An 18,661-nucleotide genomic window follows, 5' to 3' on the forward strand; every position below is an offset into this window, starting at 1 on the left:
GGGTTCACGGCGTGTCTCGCAAGGCCACCCCCGGCAGCGATACCGCCACGAAATTTTTTTAAATTTTTTTCGCAACTCTTGGAACTACCCGCAAAAGGGATCCTCTAACTAAGCAAGATCGTTGGAATGCAACATCATCCCCCAAAGCTTAGTCAGAAGCCCCTCGCCCCGAAGCTACCCCCATCGGGGCTTTTTTTTGCCCAAAATTTGTGCGCTTCAAAAAAAGTCACTGATTGAGGATTCATCAGCGTTGCCGATTAATTGCACGAAGCTGGAAAAAATTGGCCGGCGGTGGGGAATAAAGTCTCAAATAAAGAATTTTTTGTCCCAGCGCCCAATAGTTGTGGGATACATTTCCACGTGTCCGTAGACGGGAAAACAACGCGGAGAAAAGAGTGGGGAACCTTAGCGGCCCAGCTTAATCTTTGTATTGAAGGAAACGCATCGGATGCAGTGGAATTTGGGTGAGAACCCAAGAGCGCGCCCGTCCCCCTGGGCGTGTTCCCCAAGGTGCCCATCCCCAAGGGCACTGACCCCTGGCCGGCAGCTGCAATCTGCCGGCTTTTTTTTGCCCGCATAATTAGTACTACCACCTGTCGGGCGGCAGTTCCGGTACCTCGTTCCCCATGGCCGATCGGGCCATCGCGCACAGGCAGGGTGCCGTTAAATTCAGTTTAGTTGAAATCTGGCGGCCCATTTCACATCGTTCAATTAGCATCGCCTATTATTCAATTGCAAATGATAATTCTTCGCATTAGCATGGATTGCTCAGGCGCAGACGCCTACCGGGGATCCGTTGAAGAAATACTGGGGAGATGCTGTGAATTTGAAGTTTCTGTGTGCCAACCACCGCCAGTGGTTGATGAGCGACAGCCGCCGTGCGGAGCAGGCCTGGCTGGAATGGACCGAGCAGGGTGGCCTGTTGTGTGAGGAAAAGCAGTACCAGCAGGCGGTCCCGTTTCTGGGGTGCGCCTACGAGCTGGCGGATTTCCTGTTGAGTGAGCGTGCCCCCGGGTATGCGGTGGCGGCGACACGGTTTGTCGACAGCGCGCACAAGCTGATGGAAGCCTACCGTCAGTACGGCGCCACCGGCCACGCAAACTACATCCTGGTCGGAGCCAGTTCGCGCCTGGCGCGGGAGCTGGTGGACAGGTCCCACTACCAGTTGACCGCGGACTGTATCCGCACGCTCTACACCGCGGAGGCGAGCCTGCCGGAGAGCTGGCGCGGACAGATGAAAGGAAACTCGGCGACTTCCGCCGGCGACAGTGCGGCGCCGCGCCTGCATTGATCCCCCCGGATTGCCATGACATTCAACCGGGAGCAGACCATGGCCTCCACCAATCAATACCTCAAAATCCAGATCAGCCAGCAGACCCTGACTTCCCTGATCGCGGGCCGGCATCTCACTGCCGAACAGTTGCGCGGCCTGACTCCCACCGCCCGGCGCACACTGCGCCGGATACTGCTGGATAGCCTCAAAGAGGAGGGGCTGGCGGGGGAGTGAACACCCACTCCGCCGTGCCCGCAGCGGGTCTAGCCGTTGTCGTCGTCGCCACTGGCGTCGTTGTCGACGTCTGCTTCCATGTCCTCTGGCGCCAGTGTCAGCCACTGGTTGAGGCGCGCCTCGAGCTTGTCCAGTCCCTTGCGCTTTGGCGCTGAAAAAATCTGAACCGTGACATTGTTGTCTAGTTCCAGCGCCTTCAGCTCTTTTTCCACCGCAAAACGGATATTGTTGGCCGGGCCGTTTTTCAGCTTGTCTGCCTTGGTCAGCAAGATATGCGCGGGCAGGCCCGCATTCACCGCCCAGGTGAGCATGTGCAGGTCAAAGTCTTTCAGCGGTTGGCGGATATCCATCAACAGCACCAGCCCCTTCAGGCAGCGGCGCTGCTCCAGATAGAACGCCAGATGGCGCTGCCACTCGTCTTTCATGGAGCGGGCCACTTTGGCGTAACCGTATCCCGGCAGGTCCACCAAGCGCTGTTGCTCGCTCAGGCTGAAAAAGTTGATCAGCTGCGTGCGCCCCGGGGTCTTCGAGGTGCGCGCCAGCTTGCCGTTGCCGGTCAGTGCGTTGATGGCGCTGGACTTGCCGGCGTTGGAGCGACCGGCGAAGGCCACTTCGGCGCCGGAATCTTCCGGACACTCCGCCAGGGTGGGCGCGCTGATCAGAAATTCCGCACGACGGTAATTGATTCGTTCTACATTGGATTCAGACATGAGTCTTCCCGGTACACTCAGATGGCGCGCAAGTATATAATGCCGCGGTTTTATCGTCGCTGATGGCTGCCGGGCAAGGTTGCTGCCAGCAGCGAAGATCGGATGCAAAACTTCAGCGCGCAACAGGACGACGTATGAACAGCATTATAAAGAAGGCCGCTCTGGCTTTGGGGATGGTGGCATTTGCCCAGGTGGGCCACGCCGCCGGTGACGCCACTGCGGGGCAAACCAAGGCTGCCGCCTGTGCCGCCTGTCACGGTGCGGACGGCAACAGCCCGGCGCCGACCTTTCCAAAAATCGCCGGTCTCGGCGAGAAATACCTGCTCAAGCAGCTGCACGACATCAAGAGCGGTGCGCGTCAGGTACCCGAGATGGTCGGTCAGCTCGACAACATGAGCGATCAGGACCTGGCGGATATCGCCGCCTACTTCGCCGCCCAGAACATCCAGATCTCCGGCTCCGAGGCGTTCTCGGTCATGCTGAATAACGGCGACAACGTCGACGGTCTGGCACTGGGGCGCAAGATTTTCCGTGCCGGCAACCCGAGCTCCGGTGTTCCGGCCTGTATGGGGTGTCACTCTCCCACCGGTCAGGGCAACGCTCCTGCAGGTTATCCGCGCCTGTCTGGTCAGTACGCACAGTACGTCGAGAAGCAGCTGAAGGCTTTCCGCGAAGGTGCGCGTAACAACGATGGCGACACCCGCGTAATGCGCAGTGTAGCCAAGCAGCTGTCAGACGCCGAGATCAAGGCCGTGGCCAACTACGTTGCGGGCCTGACCGAATAACAGGGTGCCTACCGGGTCACCGGAATCGGTCCCAGTTCACAAAAGGCCGGTCACTGACCGGCCTTTTGCTGTCCGGCCATCGCACCCGGGTTGCACCCCGGTGCGGGAACTTCAATAATTCCCGCGGTCTATATTCAGCCGGGCGTCAGCTTATGCGAGCCATACTGACCGCCGGAACCAAGAATAATGTTTGGAGTAAGTCTTTATGAGAGCCGTCGTTGCACTGTTCACCATGCTGCTGAGCCTCGCAGCCTGTGCCCAGGATACCCCGGGAAAATTCAAAGCGGGCGAGTACTACGAAGTGCTGCCCCAGGCCGTCGCCCAGGATGACGACAGCAAAATCGAAGTCACTGAACTGTTCTGGTACGGCTGTGGCCACTGTTACCACTTCGAAGGACCGCTGAAGAAGTGGCAGAAGACCATGCCCGCGGATGTCGCGCTGAAAAAGATCCCGGCAATCTGGCAGCCGGTGATGGAAGTGCACGCGCGCATGTTCTACGTGGCGGACGCCATGGGCGTGCTGGACAAGGTTCACGATCCGATCTTCGGTGCCATCGCCCAGCAGCGTAAAATGTTTGCCGACCGCAACGGTCGCGAGTGGACCCCGGACGAGGGCGCCATCGCCGCCATGTTCTCCAACAATGGTGCCGACGGTGACAAGGCGGTAAAACTGCTGAACTCCTTCGCCATCAACAGCAAAATCAAGCAGGGCCAGGCCAAGCAGCGCGCCTACAAGCTTTCCGGCACCCCGGAAATGGTTGTGGCTGGCAAGTACCGCGTCAGCACCTCTCTGCCGGGCTTCAAAGGCAAGTCCAACGGCCAGCAGCTGATGCTGGAAGTTGTGGACTACCTGGTCGAGAAAGAGCGCGCGGAAAAAGGCTGATAGCCTCCGCGACTGAAAACCCCGCCTGTGCGGGGTTTTTTTATGCCTGGGATTTGCGCCGCGAGCGGTGCCCGCGGTAACACTGCTAGGCTGAAACGGGATACCGGAAAAAATCCGCCATTGCCGAAATGCCGATAAAGTCGAAAACCCCGCTGCTGATACTGCTGCTTACCACCTTGCTGTGTGGGGCTGCGGCGTGGGCGCAGCCCACTGCGGATCAGGAAACCCAGAATACGGCGGCGCGCGCGGTGAGCCTGCTGTCCTTTGTGGCGGTGGATTACCCGGAGGCGGTGAGCGACGACGGGATGCGCGATCGCAACCTGTATCGTCAGTTGCAGGGCAATGTGGAAGTGGCCGCATCGCTGCTGCAAAAACTGCCGGAAAAGCCCGGCCGCAAACAGTTGCAGCGCACCCTGCAGGACCTGGCCGCGGAGATTGAAAATCGCGCGCCACCGGCACAGGTGCGCCAGCGCGCAAACGCTGCTGCGGACCGTTTGGCGGCGCTCTACCAGTTGCCGCGATCGCCGGCGGAGCCGCTGCCCTCGGCGCAGGAGGCGCGCGCGCTCTACCAGGATCGCTGTCGTCACTGTCACGGCGAAAATGGCGATGCCCCGCAAGCCGAGCGCAAGTTGACCGATCCTGAGCGCATGGCGAACCTGAGCCTGTACGACTTCTACAACGTGCTCGAGCCCACGCGCAATGACGCCCACAACAGCGACATCGATGGCGATCTCAGCAGCCGCGAGCGCTGGGCGCTGGCGGTAATGGTGGCGGGGTTTGCCGCCCCGGAAATCGCGCCGTCAGTGCGTCGCGCGCAGGAATTTCCCGCACTGGTGGGACTACCGGGGATGGCGGTACTGCGGCCGGTGGAGCTGCCCGATGAAGCCCGCGATGCACTGATGTGGTGGCGCGCGCACCCGCAAGAGACTGCTCACCTGCAACACCCGCTGGCGCGGGCCGCAGGGCTGCTGTACCTCGGGCAGACCGCCTATCGCAGTGGGGATTCCGCGAGTGCCTACCACCACTTGATGCTCGGTCTGCGCGAAGGCTACGCCCAGGCCCGACCGCAGCTGGCCGAGCGCAATCCTGCACTGACTGCGCAGCTGGACCAGCAGTGGGAGACGCTGCGCCAGTCCATTCTCGACCGCGCCCCGAGCAACGAAATCATTGAACAGTTCCAGCGCCTGCAGGCCAATGTGGTGCGCGCGCGGGAACAGTTACAGCCCACCTCTGGCAGCGCAATCTACGTATGGGCGGCGCTGTTTTTCGTGATTGCCCTCGGGGTTGGCGGGCTTTTGTGGTACAGATTGCGCCGCCCACGGGGTAAAACTGGAACTTCTTAGTGTGCTTTGGCGCGGAAACAAAGAATTTTGTCGCATCCGCTGCCACTGTTGAGATTTACGACTAGTCTTTTAATTAGGTTGATCAAAAAACCGCCAGTCGTAGAACCCAACAGAGAAGAGTGCCGCATGAAGTTGTTGCGTCAGTTGTCCTTCCGTCCCGTTCTCCTATCCCTGCTGCAGGTCTATGGCCTGGTGCTCGCGATATTCCTGTTACTTCCCATGCTTGCGTCCGCCCAGAGCCAGACGCCGGATCAGTCCGCCGCCCGCCAGTGGGCCGGTAACTGGCTGGTGGTGGGGCAGGGCGACGAGCAGCTGGTGTGGCAGCTGAAAGCCGATGGTACTGGCTTTGCCCACGGCTTCCGCGCCGATGGCCAGCTCACCCACGGTTTCGCCATTTCCTGGCGTATCGAGGGAGATACCGTACGTATCCGCACCGGCGGCACCCTGCACTGCAACAGCGGTATGGTGTACGCGCAATTTACCGGTTGGAGTCCGGTCACCCTAGACTTCAACGTTATCGACGGGCGTCACTGGCGCCAGCACAACGGCGGCATTCTGTCTTTCCAGCGTCGCCTGCCAGACTGGCAGACTCCCAACCACGGGGCCGAGTGCCCGAACCTGTACGACGGTGACCGCAAGGAAACCCATCAGACTGCGTCTGCCGGCAACTGAGCCGCGGCGGCTCCCCAGTGATGGTTCAGGATTCAGCACCCAGGCGTCGGCCCGGTCAGGAGCGACCCGTCGACGCCCCAGGTGAGCGACCAATTCTTCAGGGACGAATAAAGCGCAAGCGGAGACAAACCGTGAAGCAGCCACGCTTTATTCCCGCCGGAATCGTGAAACCGGTCCTGCTGGTGACCGCGTTGGTCGCTTGTGGTTTGTGTCCCGGCCTGCGGGCGCAGGATGATGAGGCGTCCGCCGAAGCCAGTGCCGCGGACATTGCAAACAGTGCGGCCCAGGCGGACAAAGAGGCGGACAACAAGGTCCAGTACCCGGGGTGGGACGCGGACTCCCGCCTGAAAGCGAGTCAGTGGGTGGGGAACTGGCTGATCTCCCGCGACGGCGAGGCCCAGCACGTGTGGAGCCTGAACCGGGATGGTACCGGTCGCTCTTACGCGTTCAGCAAGCATGGGGAAAAGATGAAGTTCTCCTACGGCTACGATATCCGCTGGTACTTCGATCCCTTTACCCAGATGGCGAATATCAAGACCGAACGTCGCATCGTGTGCCGCGGCGGCCGTCTCTACCCCTATTTCCTGACGCTGAAATCCTACGAGAGCGATTACGCGGTCAAGGGCAAGTACGCCTGGCAGACCACCTGGACCGAAGCCAGCATCGGTCGCAATTACCTGCACAAATCCCTGGTGGTATTTGTTGCGCCGCTATCCGGTTGGCACAACCCGCAAAAAGATGCTCCCTGTCCCGAGTTCCCGCGCATGGATATTGAGAAAGACATCGATATCGCTCTCGACCGCTGGGAACAGGAAGCGCAGCGCCAGGAGACGCTGGTGGATACCACCCCGGTGGAAGGGGAGCCGGAGTTTGACGGTGAAGAGTTCGGCCCTGCCCCCAAAACCCCGAAAGGCAAGCTGCCGCAGCAGCGCAAGAACAGCGCCAAGGCGCGGGTGAAGGGTGGCTCCGGCAAACAGGCGAAACCGAAAAAACGCGGCGCTGACTGATCGCGCCCATGTCATTACCCGGAGAGTGAGATCACCATGAATGCCCAGGTAAAAATCGACCAGTTGCTGCAGCGCCTCACCCCGATTCTGAACCGCGAGCAGCTGGTGATGTGTCAGCTGGATGAAACTCAGCTGCGCACGCTACTGCAGGAGTGTCTGTGTATTTTTCGCGAGCGCGAGGGTATCTGCGCGCTGATGCCCAGGGAAGTGGCGGAACGCGAGTCGCTGGCGGAAGACGGCAGCTACCGCCAGATTACCCTGCAGTACACCGGCAGCCTGCAGGTGCCGGGGCTCACTGCCACAATCGTGCGCGAGCTTGCCGACGCAGGAATCCAGGCCAATGTGGTGTCGGCGCGCTGTCACGAGCACCTGCTGGTGAGCGAGCACGATGCCGCGCAGGCCCTGCAGATTCTGTACGGCATCAGCAATCGACTGCAGTACAGCTGACCAGCCCCCACCGGGCGAAGGAAAAAACAGATATCCGGCAGGGAGCGCCGCTGAGGAGCTTCCTGAGACCATGCATATCGCCTATCCCGCTCCACTGCCGCACGGCCGAATCCGTCAGGTATTGCCGGACTTTTTTGTCGTGCGCGGTACTGCGCGCATCGCACCGCGGGTATACGTGAATCGCAATATGGGCATCGTGCGCAGCGGCGACGATCTGCTGCTGGTCAACCCGGTACGCCTGCGTCGACTTGAGGAAGAGCGCCTGTGTGAACTGGGGCGGGTGCGTCAGGCGGTCAGGCTGGGGTACTACCACGGCTGTGATGACCTCTATTACCGCGACCGTTTCAATGTCTTCTTTTGGCGACAGGCCCACTCCGATCACTATCCACTACCGCCGGCGGACCAGTTTCTCGCCGACGGTGGCACCTGCCCGGTGACCGGCGGTCGGGTATTTGAATTCAGTAACAGCCGGGTGCCAGAGGCGGCGCTGTTGCTCCCGCTCTCTGGCGGGCTACTGCTCACCTGCGATGCGCTGCAGTTCTGGAGTGGCTGGGCCGGCTGCAGCTGGGCGGGTAAATGGATGTTGCGCCTGAGTGGCGTCCATCAGGGCATGCAGGTCGCGCCTGCCTGGTGTCGCCGCGCCACCCCGGATCACGAGAACAACCAGCGCTGGCTGGCCGCGGACTTCCAGCGCCTGCTAAACCTGCCTTTCTACCACCTGCTCGGTGGTCACGGAGACTTCTGCGCGGATCGTGCCCATGAGCTCGCGGAGCGCGCCGTCGACAGCAGCTTTATGAGACTTGCACCACGCCACTGATGCCCGCCAATCGTCGGAGATCGGGGCCGCGAGCGTGCTAAGCTGGCGCCGTATCCGATCTCGACGAGTCCTGTATGCGTATCAAGAATTTCTCCTGCCGCGCCGTGGCGGCGGGCGCTCTCGCCGCGCTGATTGGCGCTGGTATCAGCTCCTGTAGTAGTTACCGTGCCTTTTTCCCTATTCCCAGCGCGGATATTGAGCGCATGCGTGCGGACGTGGAGTATCTTTCCGCCGATGCCCTCGCCGGGCGCAAGACCGGCAGTCGGGGATATCAGCAGGCCGCACAGCACGTGGCCGACCGCTTTGCTGCACTCGGCCTGCAGTCGATTACCGGCGATGACTATTTCCAGCAGGTACCGTTTCGCGAGGCGCGCTGGGGTAAGCATCAGGCAACCCTGATGTTGCACGGCCGCGATGGGGATATCACCTTTGAACTGGGCGCGGACTTTCTCGCCAAACCACCCACCATTGGCGAGGATACTGTTACTTCCGCGGGTCTGGTGTTCGTCGGCTACGGCGTTGGAGCACCGGAATTCGGTTTCGATGATTACGCGGGCCTGGATGTGCAGGGCAAAATCGTTGTGGTGCTGGATGGCCGCCCGCCGCAACTCCCCAGCGAAGTGGGTGCCCACTATGCCTCCGGGCGTACCAAGCGGGAAACCGCCGCCCGCCACGGCGCGGTAGGCTTTATCAACCTCAACACCCCGGCGCTGGAGGCGCGGCGTTCGTTTGCCCGCTCCAGCGAACATATCCAGGAGCCAACATTCGACTGGTTGCGTGCGGACGATGTGCCGGGTAACGCCATTCCCGGCATGCACCCCGCCGTTGTGCTGGATATCCCCGCCGCACGGCAGCTGTTTATGGGGGCCCAGCGCAGCCTCGAGACCATTTTTACCGAGATGGACAATGGCGTAGTGCCCAAAGGCTTTCCATTGCCCTATAGCGCGACCCTTACCAGTGGTGGCGAACACCGCAAGGTCGTCAGTCCGAATGTGGTCGGTCTGCTACCGGGTAGCGATCCCAAGCTGCGCGATGAGTATGTGGTGTTTACTGCCCATCTGGATCACATCGGGGTGGATGCCGCTGGATCGGGGCAGGGCGATGTCCACGATCAGTTAAACCCGGACCGAATCAATAACGGTGCCCAGGACAATGCCGCCGGCATCGCAGTGATGCTGGAAGTGGCGCGCTTGTTTGCGGACTCCGCTCGCGCACCGCGTCGCTCGATCCTGTTTGTGGCTGTGACCGCCGAGGAAGAGGGGCTGCTGGGTTCCGACTACTTTGCCCGGCATCCGCCGGTGCCGCCGCAGTCGATGGTGGCAAACATCAACCTGGATATGCCCATGCTGCTGTACCCGTTCCGCGACGTGATCGCCTTTGGTGCCGAGCACTCCAGCCTGGGCAAAAGCGCCGCGCACGCCGCGCAGCGAGCGGGTCTCAAGCTCAGTCCGGATCCGATGCCGGAGCAGGTGATTTTCGTGCGCAGTGACCACTACAGTTTTGTGCGCCAGGGGGTGCCGTCGATCTACCTGATCACTGGTCGCGAGGCGATCGACCAGAATATAGATGGCACCCAGGCCCAGCTCGATTTCCTGATCAGCCGCTACCACCGCCCGGACGACGAGGCGGATGAACAGATCAGCTACATTGCCGCCCAGCAGTTTGCCGAGGTGAATTTCGCGATTGCGTGGGATGTGGCAGATGCGGAGCGCAAGCCGCGCTGGAACCGCGGGGATTTCTTCGGCGAATTGTTTGCTGCGGAAAACTAGTTGCGACCGCCGTTCCTGACCACCACCGCGGTGCGCAGCCGGTCCTTGCCAAACAGTGACATCTGCGAAAGCGCATCGCGGGCAATGGGCAGGTACTGGCTGTCCAGCGGGTTGTCCTCGTCGTCCACGTCCGGGTCGTGCACGTAAAAGCAGGCATCGTCCATTCCCGTCAGGGTTACCCAGTGGGGCACTTTCTTGCCGTCCAGCCGGTAAGTGCTGATCAGCAATAGCACCAGCGCACCTTCCTCCAGCCACTGCTGGCACTGCTCCTGGGTAAAGTCCTGGGCGATTACCGGCAGGCCGCTAGCGATGGCCTGTTGGCGATAGTCCACATCCACCTGTTCGATGACCGTCTTTTTTTCCGCACTGCGCACGCTGTCGAGAAACAGCGGGCTCGACTGGTTCAGGTACACCTCGCAGGCAAAGCCGCGCTTCTGCATCGCCAGTGCCAGCCCGATGGGATGGCAGCCGCCGGTGCCCGAGGTCATGAAGATAGTGGTGGCTTCGCGCCACAGGGCCAGTTCTTCGCTGCCGCTGGGTACATAACCGGGATCCAGTCCGGCCATGGCCATCATCGCCGCGGCCGGGCCGCAGGTGAATTCGGTGCGCTGCCCGTACCAGGGCACTTGCGCAGTGTGCAGGTTTTCCGGGCGATAGCGGATGCGCTTCTGCATGCGCAGGGCGTTGCCGGCATCCTCGTAGTAATTGCTGTAGCTGCCAAAGGTCCGGTACCCCAGCTGCTGGTACAGACCAATGGCCGCGCTGTTCTGCTCCGCCACTTCCAAACGCATATACAGGCGGCCAGCCCGGTTACTGGCATCTTCGGCGGCCATTAATAGCGCCTTGCCGATACCCTTGCCGCGCCCGGCAGGGCCAACGGCAAGCGAGTAAAGCCGTGCCAGGCGGGTGCCCCGGCGCAGCAGCACCAGGGTGTAGCCCAACAGTGCCTCGTCCTGTTCTGCCACCAGAAATACCCGGTTGTCGGTTTTGAGCCAGTGCCGCAGGCGCCGGCGGCTGAGGCGATCGCCGCTGAAGCTGGCTTCCTCCAGCTGGCACAGCTGGTCGAGATCGCGGATTTCGGCCGCGCGAATCTGCTGCTGTTCGGCAGGGTTCGGGGTGGGGGAAGGGTGTGGCATTTTGCGGGTGGGGCACCGGAATAGAGCCGCAAAGGTGCGGCCCGGGAAAACTAGCAAAACGGTGGAAAAAAACTAGTGGCTGGATGAAAAAAATATTAGGTGTTGGGTAAAAAGTCTTCTATCTTTCGCACATCTGACGAGCCTCTTCTGGGCTCTATTTTGGTCTCACTTATTCCCTCCCGAGGCGCCAACAGCATCCATGTCCCAGGTCCTTATTGTGATCGACGAGCCCGACGACTGGGCTCCCTATTATCCCAGCGAGCGGGTCATTACCTTTGCCGACTACCTGGCCCTGCCGGCGCGCCAGCAGCGGGTGCGGGTAATCAACCTGTGTGCCAGTTACGATTATCGCGGCGAGGGTTACTACTGTTCGCTGCTCGCCGAGGCGCGCAGTCACAATGTGCTGCCCAGCGTGCGCACGCTCAACGACCTGGCGCTGCCCCAGCTGTACAAGCTGCAGCTGTCCCAGGCACTGCCGGTACTGGCGAAACTGCCGCTGCCGGCGGCGGGTTCTGAGCGGGTAGTAAAGTCCTACTTCGGGCGCTGTGCGGATTCGGCGCTGCAACCGCTGGCGCGGGCGTTGTTCGACCGTTTTGCCTGCCCGGTGCTGGAAATCCATCTGCGCGCAGATCCCCAGTGGGAAATTGTCGAGCTGAAAATCTGTTCCCACCGCGAACTGAACGAGGCGGAGGAAACCGAGTTTGCCGAGGCCCTGGATAACTTCAGTAACAAGGTGTGGCGCCAGCACAAAAAGCCCGGTAACAGCCGCTACGACCTGGCGATCCTGGTGAACCCGGAAGAGAAGCTGCCGCCGTCAGACGCGGCGGCGATCAAGAAATTTGTCGGCGCCGGCCGCGAACTGGGTCTGTCGGTGGAACTGATCGGCCCCGGGGACTACATGCGCCTGTCGGAATTCGATGGCCTGTTTATCCGCGAGACCACCGCCATCGACCACCACACCTATCGCTTTGCCAAAAAAGCAGAGGCCGAGGGGCTGGTGGTACTGGACGACCCCACCAGTATCCTGCGCTGTACCAACAAGATCTACCTGGCGGATCTGTTCCGCAACAACAAGGTGCCGGCACCGCGCACCTGCATACTGCGCCGCGGTGACGAGGCCGGGCTGAAAACAGCGCTGCAGGAACTGGGCCTGCCGATGGTGGTGAAAATCCCTGATGGCTCTTTTTCCCGCGGTGTGGTGAAGGTGAAAACGGAAGAAGAGTTGCATCAGCAACTGGAAGTCTTGTTCGCGGAATCCAGCCTGCTCCTGGCCCAGGAATTCCTGTACACGGAGTTCGACTGGCGCATCGGCGTGCTCGACAACAAGCCGCTGTATGCCTGCCGCTATTACATGGCCAAAAACCACTGGCAGATCTACAACCACGGCAGCAAGAAAAATGTCAGCGGCGGGTTTACCACATTGCCCACCTTTGAGGTCCCCAAGCCGGTATTGCAGGCCGCCCTGAAGGCCACCCGTCCCATCGGCAACGGCTTCTACGGTGTGGACGTGAAGGAGTCCGCAGGCAAGGGTTATGTCATCGAGGTGAACGACAACCCGTCCATCGACAGCGGCGTGGAAGACAAGTACCTGGGCAAGGAACTGTATCGTCTGATACTGCAGGAGTTTGTTCGAAGGTTAGAGGCTCGACGGTCAGGAAAGGAACATTTTTAGCGCCTAAGATGTGATAAAGTTCCGCCTGCGATGATACCTGTGTCACCGCAGATTAATAAAAGTAATGTCTTGGGAACTTTCATAATGAAGAAATTAGTTTTGGGGGCTGTAATAACTGGCCTGTCTCTGGTCAGTGGCTGCGCGAGTATTCTTAGCGACAGTAACTACCCTGTTACCATTAACAGTACCCCGAGCGGTGCCAATTTCGTCGTTACCAATGAATCTGGTTTCGATGTGCACAGCGGTGTAACTCCAGATACGATTACACTTGCGGCTTCAGATGGCTTCTTTTCTTCCGCGAGCTATACCGTCAAGTTCCAAATGGCCGGCTATCATGAGCGCGCATTCCAGCTGCGTGCTGGAATCGACGGTTGGTACATCGGTAATATTCTTTTTGGCGGCCTGCTTGGAATGTTGATCGTTGACCCCGCTACTGGTGCCATGTGGAAATTGCCGGAGAGTGCAAATGTGAACTTGCAGCCGGCAGTTGCATCCACTGGACTCGATTCTCTGACGATTGCGTCGATTGAGCAGGTGCCTGAAGAGCTGAAGTCTCAGCTTATTCCTATTCAGTAAGTACTGACTTTGCAAGTATCAAAAGGCCACCTGACCCGGTGGCCTTTTTTGTAATAGCTATTGGAAAGCAATGTCAGGCGATATTTATTTGGCAAGTCGGCACAGTTCCAGCCAGCGCTCGATACCGGCACTGCGGTATTTTTGCCGGTGCAGGGCGAAATAAAACTCGCGGCTGAAATCCCGCTGCGGCACCGGCAGTTCTACCAGCGCGCCGCGCTTGAACGCATCGGTGAGGGATACCCGGGACAGGCAGCTTATGCCGAGCCCGGCTTCCACCGCGCGCTTGATTGCCTCGGTGTGTTGCAGCTCCAGGCGAATATTCAGCTCCGGCAACAGCCCCGCCAGCGCCCGCTCGAAGGTCTGGCGGGTGCCAGAGCCGGTTTCCCGCAGAATCCAGGTGGCTTCGCGCAGGTCTGCGTCGCTCAGCTGGGCGCGTTTTGCCAGGGGGTGTTCCGGTGCGCAGAACACCACCTGTTCGTCGTCCCGCCAGGGAATCATTTCCAGGTCAGGATGGTTCAGCTCCCCCTCGATCAGTCCCAGGTCCAGCTCGAAATTGAGCACGCCCTGGGCGATGGCCGCGGTATTGGCCACTTCCAGTTCCACCCGCGCCCCCGGTTGCTCTTCCATATAGCGGGCCATAATGCCCGCGGCGAGGTAGTTGCCGATGGTGAGGGTGGCACCGATCTTCAGCCTTCCCAGATCGCTGTGCACCAGCAGGGTTGCCTCCAGCTCCCGGGCCCGTTCCAGGAGCTCCTCCGCCCGTGGCCACAGCTGTCTCCCCAGTTCATTCAGGCGCAGACGCTTGCCGGTGCGCTCGAACAGGCGCAGGTCAAACTGCTGCTCGAATTCCTTGAGCGCGGTGGACGCCGCCGATTGCGACATGTTCAGGCTCTCCGCCGCACGGCTCACATTCTGGTAATGTGCGCAGGCGAGGAACACTTCCAGCTGACGTAGGGAATAGCGCATGGGGTGAGTCTCTCGGGGGGACCTTTTAAATATCTATAAAATAGATAACGAGTATCGAAATATCCCATTTTGCCAATAGATAAGCCAGCGCTAGAATTCACCGGACAAAAGGCGCAGGAATAAGTGGTTCTATTGTTATGTCAAATTTGAATAAGGAAACGGTGCTCGAAGTCCATCACTGGAACGACACCCTGTTCAGCTTCAAGACCAGCCGCGACCCCGGTTTCCGCTTCGAAAATGGCCATTTCACCATGATCGGACTGGAGCAGCCCAATGGCCGCCCGCTGCTGCGTGCCTATTCCATTGCCAGTGCCAACTATGAGGACGAGCTGGAGTTTTTCAGCATCAAGGTCCCGGACGGTCCGCTGACTTCCCAGCTGCAGAAGATCAAACCCGGTGACGAGATTTTCGTCAGCCGCAAGCCTACCGGCACTTTGGTCGCCGATCACCTGCTGCCCGGCAAGCGTTTGTGGCTGCTGTCTACCGGCACCGGCCTCGCCCCGTTTATGAGCATCATCAAGGACCCGGATGTTTACGAGCGCTTCGATCAGGTCATCCTTACCCACGGTGTGCGCTTCCAGTCCGAGCTGGCTTACCAGGACTATATCGAGAAGGAACTGCCCGAACACGAGTATTTCGGTGAGATGGTGAAACAGGGTTTGCGGTACTACCCGACGGTCACCCGCGAGCCCTACCGCAACAACGGCCGCCTGACCGACCTGATGCTGTCCGGCAAGATCTTCAGCGATCTGGACCTGCCCAAGCCAAATGTGGAAGAAGACCGCTTTATGCTGTGCGGCTCGCCGGCGATGCTGAAAGACCTGACCAATATTCTCGACGACTGGGGTTTCAGTGAAACCCGAGCAGGCGTGCCCCACGAGTACGTGATCGAGCGGGCCTTCGTCGAGAAGTAAGTTGCTTGAAATAAGTTGCGAGAAGTAAGTTAAAAGTCGCGGTGCTGTTTATCAGCCCGGCACCGCGCAACTGCCACCTGTATGCAACAGGATACTGGCGTCGGTACTTTGGGGATGTCTGCGTGAGGGATTGCGCAAGGAGAGCGAAGGATTTCGCGGGTTTTTAAAGTGTCGACCCCAGTGTTTTGTGGCCCCACCGGCAACAGGCACTTTCCAGTGAAGTTTGGGTAACCGTCGATATACCCTGTACTGATACCACCTCCGGGTGGTTTTTTTATGCCTGTAACAACTCCACTAATCAGCGCAGGGTGCGACGCTCGCGCAGCCAGGTGGCGCCCAGCAACAACAGCAGTAGCAGTGCTATCCAGGAGCGCGGCAGCGGATTGCCTCCACCGGAACTCTGTGAAGTATCCGCGGGGCCAAGTCGCGCGGCCGCCATCTGGGCCGTGTCTTTACGTCTCAAGTGGGTCTGCCATTCCGGCCAGCTCTGCCGCGGGAATACATAGAACGCGAAGTCCCCATCTCCTACCTGATGCCATCCTGATCTTTTCGGCCAGTAGTTGAAACAATTGCCTGTGGCAGCCATCCCCGCCGCCAACATCGGCAGGACGGAACCTGTGGACGCGTCATCTGCGGGTGTTGTGGTGGTGTGCACCGTCGGTGCCGAGTTTGCGCTGAAGCCGGTGCTGCACAGGGTAAGCCGTTCCTTTTCCATCGGTAGCGATTGCTGCAGGGTAATCGGCGCCATACCACCCAGCGCACTGAGCTGCGTGAAAAAAATATCTGCCCACAGGCGGGAAAACTCGCTGTCAAAACCGGCGGTCTGCCAGCGATAACTGTTGTGGAAAAAAACAAAGCCGACAGATTGCTGTGGCCGGGTGCGCGCCCAGTAGACCACCTGTTCATCGGCGGTTAACCGGGTATCCGTGGCAGCCGCGGCAGCGGGCTGAAGGTCTGCCAGTTGAATAGCGGGTATGTCGGCCTCACTGGAAGAACCGGACGGGCGATAGGTCACCTCCAACGCATCGGATTTAGCCAGTTGCATACCGTCCGCGGCGGCGTACTCGAGAAACGCTTTGTCGGTATCCGCGTGCAGCAACCACAGCAGGGATTTTTTCCCGGCGACGACAGCCAGCTGTTGGCGATCCTGTGCGGATAGCTGCGGCCAGAGACGGCTGTCCAGAATCAGCAGGTCAAACGGGCTGTCGGTCCCGAGGAACTTGCTTTCGACGGGTTCCAGATCGTTGAAGGTCTGGCGCCGCACCAACTCTGGAGCCAGGCGGGTCAACACCTGTGTCGGTGAACCGGACTGACGCAGCCAGCGCGACAGGGCCGCAGATTCAAATCCCGGGCGTGCCAGCCACAGCAGCACCGCGGGCCTGCGTGTGGTGTGTACGGATACCGGTAATATTTCAGAGCGCGCTGATGGCGGTGATTCCTCTGCCGTTGTTGCGGGTTCTATCTGCACCCGGTATTCCAACGTTCCCGCCAGTTTCGGACGATCCCGCAGGCTGATTTGGGGTGAGTCCGCGGAGAGTACAGCAGTGTCCACGGCGTTTCCGAAAGGATCCTCCAGCGTGATTTTGCTGGGCGCGGCACTGCCGTCGGTGCGGGTGATGGTCAGCTCCAAAGGACTGCCCAGGGTGAGATCGCGCTGCCACTGCAGCGACCACGCCTCGGCGTGACGCTGCTCGTCGGGATATAGGCGCACCGGTGGCATATCCCGCAGCAAGTCGCGGCTAAGACCGTCGCCATCGAGTTGCAGCGCGCGCAACCGGCTGAGCTCTGTGGGTGTAAAGCCTGCCAGCGCGGCGGCGCCGTCCGCGCTATTCAGGCTGACCGGCTGACTACCAACCTCCGCCGGCAGCAGCGTCGGCGGATGGGCCAGCACCCACAGCAGGCCCCAGATTGCTGTCTGCAACAGGCCGTGGCCGATGCGACCGGTAAGGGTTGTTTTATGTCGCAGCGTGAAAAGCACGGAGGCCAATAGCCCGGCGATACACAGCAGGTTGAACCAGAACAGCATTAGCGGCTCTCTCCCTGTTGTTGCAGCCACGCGCGGTAACTGCCGCGCTCTACACTGATGTTGGGCAATCCCGGCTCGGCCTGCGGTGCGGGCAGCAGGTGGTACAGCAGGGATGACAGCGCCCGGCGGCAGTCATCACATGCGGGCTGCTGGCGGTAGCGCCGCAATTGTTTGGCGAGCTCGATGCGGATAGACGCGGAGTTTGATACCGCCGGTGATTGCTGCAGCACTGTGGATTGCGCTTCGTCTATGGGTTCGCCACGGCGCACGGATTGCAACAGACCGAGTACTCGTGCGCGCTCGCCCTCATCGCGCTGTGCGGTAACCGGGGCCAGCTTTATTTCCTCTTTTTCTCCGGACAAGCGGCGGGTTTCATCCAGTGCGGGCGCTTCGAAGCCCACTCGCTGCAGATAAATTCGCGAAGCCTGCTGCACCTCCTTGATATAGCGCAGCGCCGAGTGCTGATGGGACAGGGATGCCCTGGGTTCGATAACCGACAGGTCCCGCCATGCGCTCCACATGGCATTGAGTGCGCTGCGCAGCAGTTCCTTGGTTTGCGGATCGAACAGGGTGGCATGCTCGGAGCTGTCGTGCTGGTGGCCGGCCGCCGCTACTACGCCGCTCGCATCGCCAAAGCGCTGCGGCGATCCGCCAGCGTGGCTATCCTCGTCAGCGTGGTCGCTATGGTTGTTATGGTCGTCGCGATTCCCATGTGCCTCGCCTTCATCTCCATGGGAATCCTCGCGGGAGCCGCTGTTGGCCGCATCATCGCTGTGCTCCATTGCCGAGTCCTCCTCACCGAGAAAACGACCATAGCGCATGCGCAAAAGATTCTGTTCGTACGCGAGGTTCTCTGCGCGCTTGCGGAATGCATGTTCACTGATTTCTGCTTGTTCCTCTAGCAGCGCTTCGGTATCAATAATCAGCTGGCGCTGGCTGCGGAAATATTCGGGCAGGATTTTTATCGCCATGCCTTCCGCATCACTGAGCCCGAAGATTTCTTCCTGCGGCCAGCGAATGATGAAGTGCTGACTCTTGCGCACATTCGCCTGCGGTATACGGTTGTCTTTTGCTTCGAGATACCAGTAGAGCTCATCGCCGGATTCGATCTCGTAGCGTTCCACCGGAATATTGAAGCGGTAGTGATTGGTACTGCCATCTGCATCGATATCGATGCTGGCCGGTTGCAGTCTTATCCGTTCGTTGCGAAAGCGCACGTTCTCGCCGCTGCCGCTCGCCAAGGTAAGCAGCAGGTCGGTTTCCAGCAGCTGGTAATCGTCGCTTACCCGTACACTGACATTGAGCAGGCTTGCCTGTTTGTCCTTGGCGACGTTGACTACCGTTACATTGTCCTTGGGGTAATCGAAGGTGTATTCCGGTGGCCGGTCTGTTTCCACTTCAATATTGTAAATTTCCGTCTGCAGACGGAAA

At 60.0% G+C, this 18,661-nt stretch carries 18 protein-coding genes; 13 read left to right on the forward strand and 5 right to left on the reverse strand.

Annotated elements, in window-relative coordinates; translation table 11 throughout:
• Positions 1–820 precede the first annotated feature (820 nt).
• Together B4U49_RS05020 and B4U49_RS05025 are read left to right on the forward strand one after the other, a co-directional pair.
• A complete protein-coding gene (locus B4U49_RS05020; RefSeq protein WP_143735537.1) occupies positions 821–1,291 on the forward strand; it encodes a hypothetical protein in 471 nt (156 codons plus the stop codon).
• Positions 1,292–1,306: 15 nt separating this feature from the next.
• Positions 1,307–1,507 carry a hypothetical protein gene (locus B4U49_RS05025; RefSeq protein ID WP_078083485.1) on the forward strand — a complete coding sequence of 67 codons (201 nt, stop codon included), beginning with the start codon at positions 1,307–1,309 and terminating at the stop codon, positions 1,505–1,507.
• Positions 1,508–1,536: 29 nt separating this feature from the next.
• On the opposite strand, the gene yihA is transcribed toward B4U49_RS05025, so the two are convergent.
• A complete protein-coding gene (yihA, locus tag B4U49_RS05030; RefSeq protein WP_078083486.1) occupies positions 1,537–2,217 on the reverse strand; it encodes a ribosome biogenesis GTP-binding protein YihA/YsxC in 681 nt (226 codons plus the stop codon).
• A 134-nt stretch (positions 2,218–2,351) separates the two neighbouring features.
• Here yihA and B4U49_RS05035 point away from each other — a divergent pair, with 134 nt between their 5' ends.
• The 8 genes from B4U49_RS05035 (at position 2,352) to B4U49_RS05070 (ending at position 9,940) form a co-directional block, all read left to right on the forward strand.
• Complete coding sequence (locus tag B4U49_RS05035) at positions 2,352–3,002, forward strand: c-type cytochrome (protein WP_078083487.1); 651 nt, start codon at positions 2,352–2,354, stop codon at positions 3,000–3,002.
• Between the two features lie 205 nt (positions 3,003–3,207).
• On the forward strand, positions 3,208–3,885 hold the full coding sequence (locus tag B4U49_RS05040; RefSeq protein WP_078083488.1) for a thiol:disulfide interchange protein DsbA/DsbL: 678 nt from the start codon (positions 3,208–3,210) through the stop codon (positions 3,883–3,885).
• Positions 3,886–4,013: 128 nt separating this feature from the next.
• Positions 4,014–5,228: a c-type cytochrome gene (locus tag B4U49_RS05045; protein ID WP_078083489.1), complete on the forward strand. Its 1,215-nt coding sequence runs from the start codon at positions 4,014–4,016 to the stop codon at positions 5,226–5,228.
• 126 nt (positions 5,229–5,354) lie between these two features.
• Positions 5,355–5,900 (forward strand): hypothetical protein, encoded by a 546-nt coding sequence (locus B4U49_RS05050; protein ID WP_078083490.1) that lies wholly within the window; start codon positions 5,355–5,357, stop codon positions 5,898–5,900.
• Between the two features lie 131 nt (positions 5,901–6,031).
• Entirely contained in the window at positions 6,032–6,907 is an 876-nt protein-coding gene (locus B4U49_RS05055; protein WP_078083491.1) for a hypothetical protein, read from the forward strand.
• A gap of 36 nt (positions 6,908–6,943) precedes the next feature.
• A complete protein-coding gene (locus B4U49_RS05060) occupies positions 6,944–7,354 on the forward strand; it encodes an ACT domain-containing protein (protein ID WP_078083492.1) in 411 nt (136 codons plus the stop codon).
• A gap of 70 nt (positions 7,355–7,424) precedes the next feature.
• The gene (locus B4U49_RS05065; RefSeq protein ID WP_078083493.1) at positions 7,425–8,171 is read left to right on the forward strand and encodes a hypothetical protein; all 747 of its coding nucleotides are present in this window, start codon (positions 7,425–7,427) and stop codon (positions 8,169–8,171) included.
• A 74-nt stretch (positions 8,172–8,245) separates the two neighbouring features.
• Entirely contained in the window at positions 8,246–9,940 is a 1,695-nt protein-coding gene (locus tag B4U49_RS05070; RefSeq protein WP_239692474.1) for a M28 family metallopeptidase, read from the forward strand.
• Here B4U49_RS05070 and B4U49_RS05075 read toward each other — a convergent pair.
• Positions 9,937–11,076, reverse strand: coding sequence for a GNAT family N-acetyltransferase/peptidase C39 family protein (locus B4U49_RS05075; RefSeq protein WP_078083494.1), 1,140 nt, complete (start codon positions 11,074–11,076; stop codon positions 9,937–9,939). The two genes, B4U49_RS05070 and B4U49_RS05075, sit on opposite strands and share 4 nt — an antisense overlap.
• 199 nt (positions 11,077–11,275) lie before the next feature.
• Here B4U49_RS05075 and B4U49_RS05080 point away from each other — a divergent pair, with 199 nt between their 5' ends.
• Both B4U49_RS05080 and B4U49_RS05085 read left to right on the forward strand, forming a co-directional pair.
• Entirely contained in the window at positions 11,276–12,748 is a 1,473-nt protein-coding gene (locus B4U49_RS05080) for a RimK family protein (protein ID WP_078083495.1), read from the forward strand.
• An 84-nt stretch (positions 12,749–12,832) separates the two neighbouring features.
• On the forward strand, positions 12,833–13,324 hold the full coding sequence (locus tag B4U49_RS05085; protein ID WP_078083496.1) for a hypothetical protein: 492 nt from the start codon (positions 12,833–12,835) through the stop codon (positions 13,322–13,324).
• Positions 13,325–13,408: 84 nt separating this feature from the next.
• Here the strand turns inward: B4U49_RS05085 and B4U49_RS05090 are convergent, their stop codons facing one another.
• Positions 13,409–14,290: a LysR family transcriptional regulator gene (locus tag B4U49_RS05090; protein ID WP_078083497.1), complete on the reverse strand. Its 882-nt coding sequence runs from the start codon at positions 14,288–14,290 to the stop codon at positions 13,409–13,411.
• A 137-nt stretch (positions 14,291–14,427) separates the two neighbouring features.
• On the opposite strand from B4U49_RS05090, the gene B4U49_RS05095 reads away from it, so the two are divergent.
• Complete coding sequence (locus tag B4U49_RS05095; protein ID WP_078083498.1) at positions 14,428–15,204, forward strand: ferredoxin--NADP reductase; 777 nt, start codon at positions 14,428–14,430, stop codon at positions 15,202–15,204.
• A gap of 298 nt (positions 15,205–15,502) precedes the next feature.
• Here the strand turns inward: B4U49_RS05095 and B4U49_RS05100 are convergent, their stop codons facing one another.
• On the reverse strand, positions 15,503–17,230 hold the full coding sequence (locus tag B4U49_RS05100) for a hypothetical protein (protein ID WP_078083499.1): 1,728 nt from the start codon (positions 17,228–17,230) through the stop codon (positions 15,503–15,505).
• Positions 17,230–18,661: hypothetical protein (locus B4U49_RS19075; protein WP_204902987.1), on the reverse strand; the 1,432-nt coding region annotated here is incomplete at its 5' end. The genes B4U49_RS05100 and B4U49_RS19075, both read right to left, overlap by 1 nt.

This window comes from Microbulbifer mangrovi, from assembly GCF_002009015.1.
In the GTDB taxonomy this organism is placed as follows: Bacteria; Pseudomonadota; Gammaproteobacteria; order Pseudomonadales; family Cellvibrionaceae; genus Microbulbifer; species Microbulbifer mangrovi.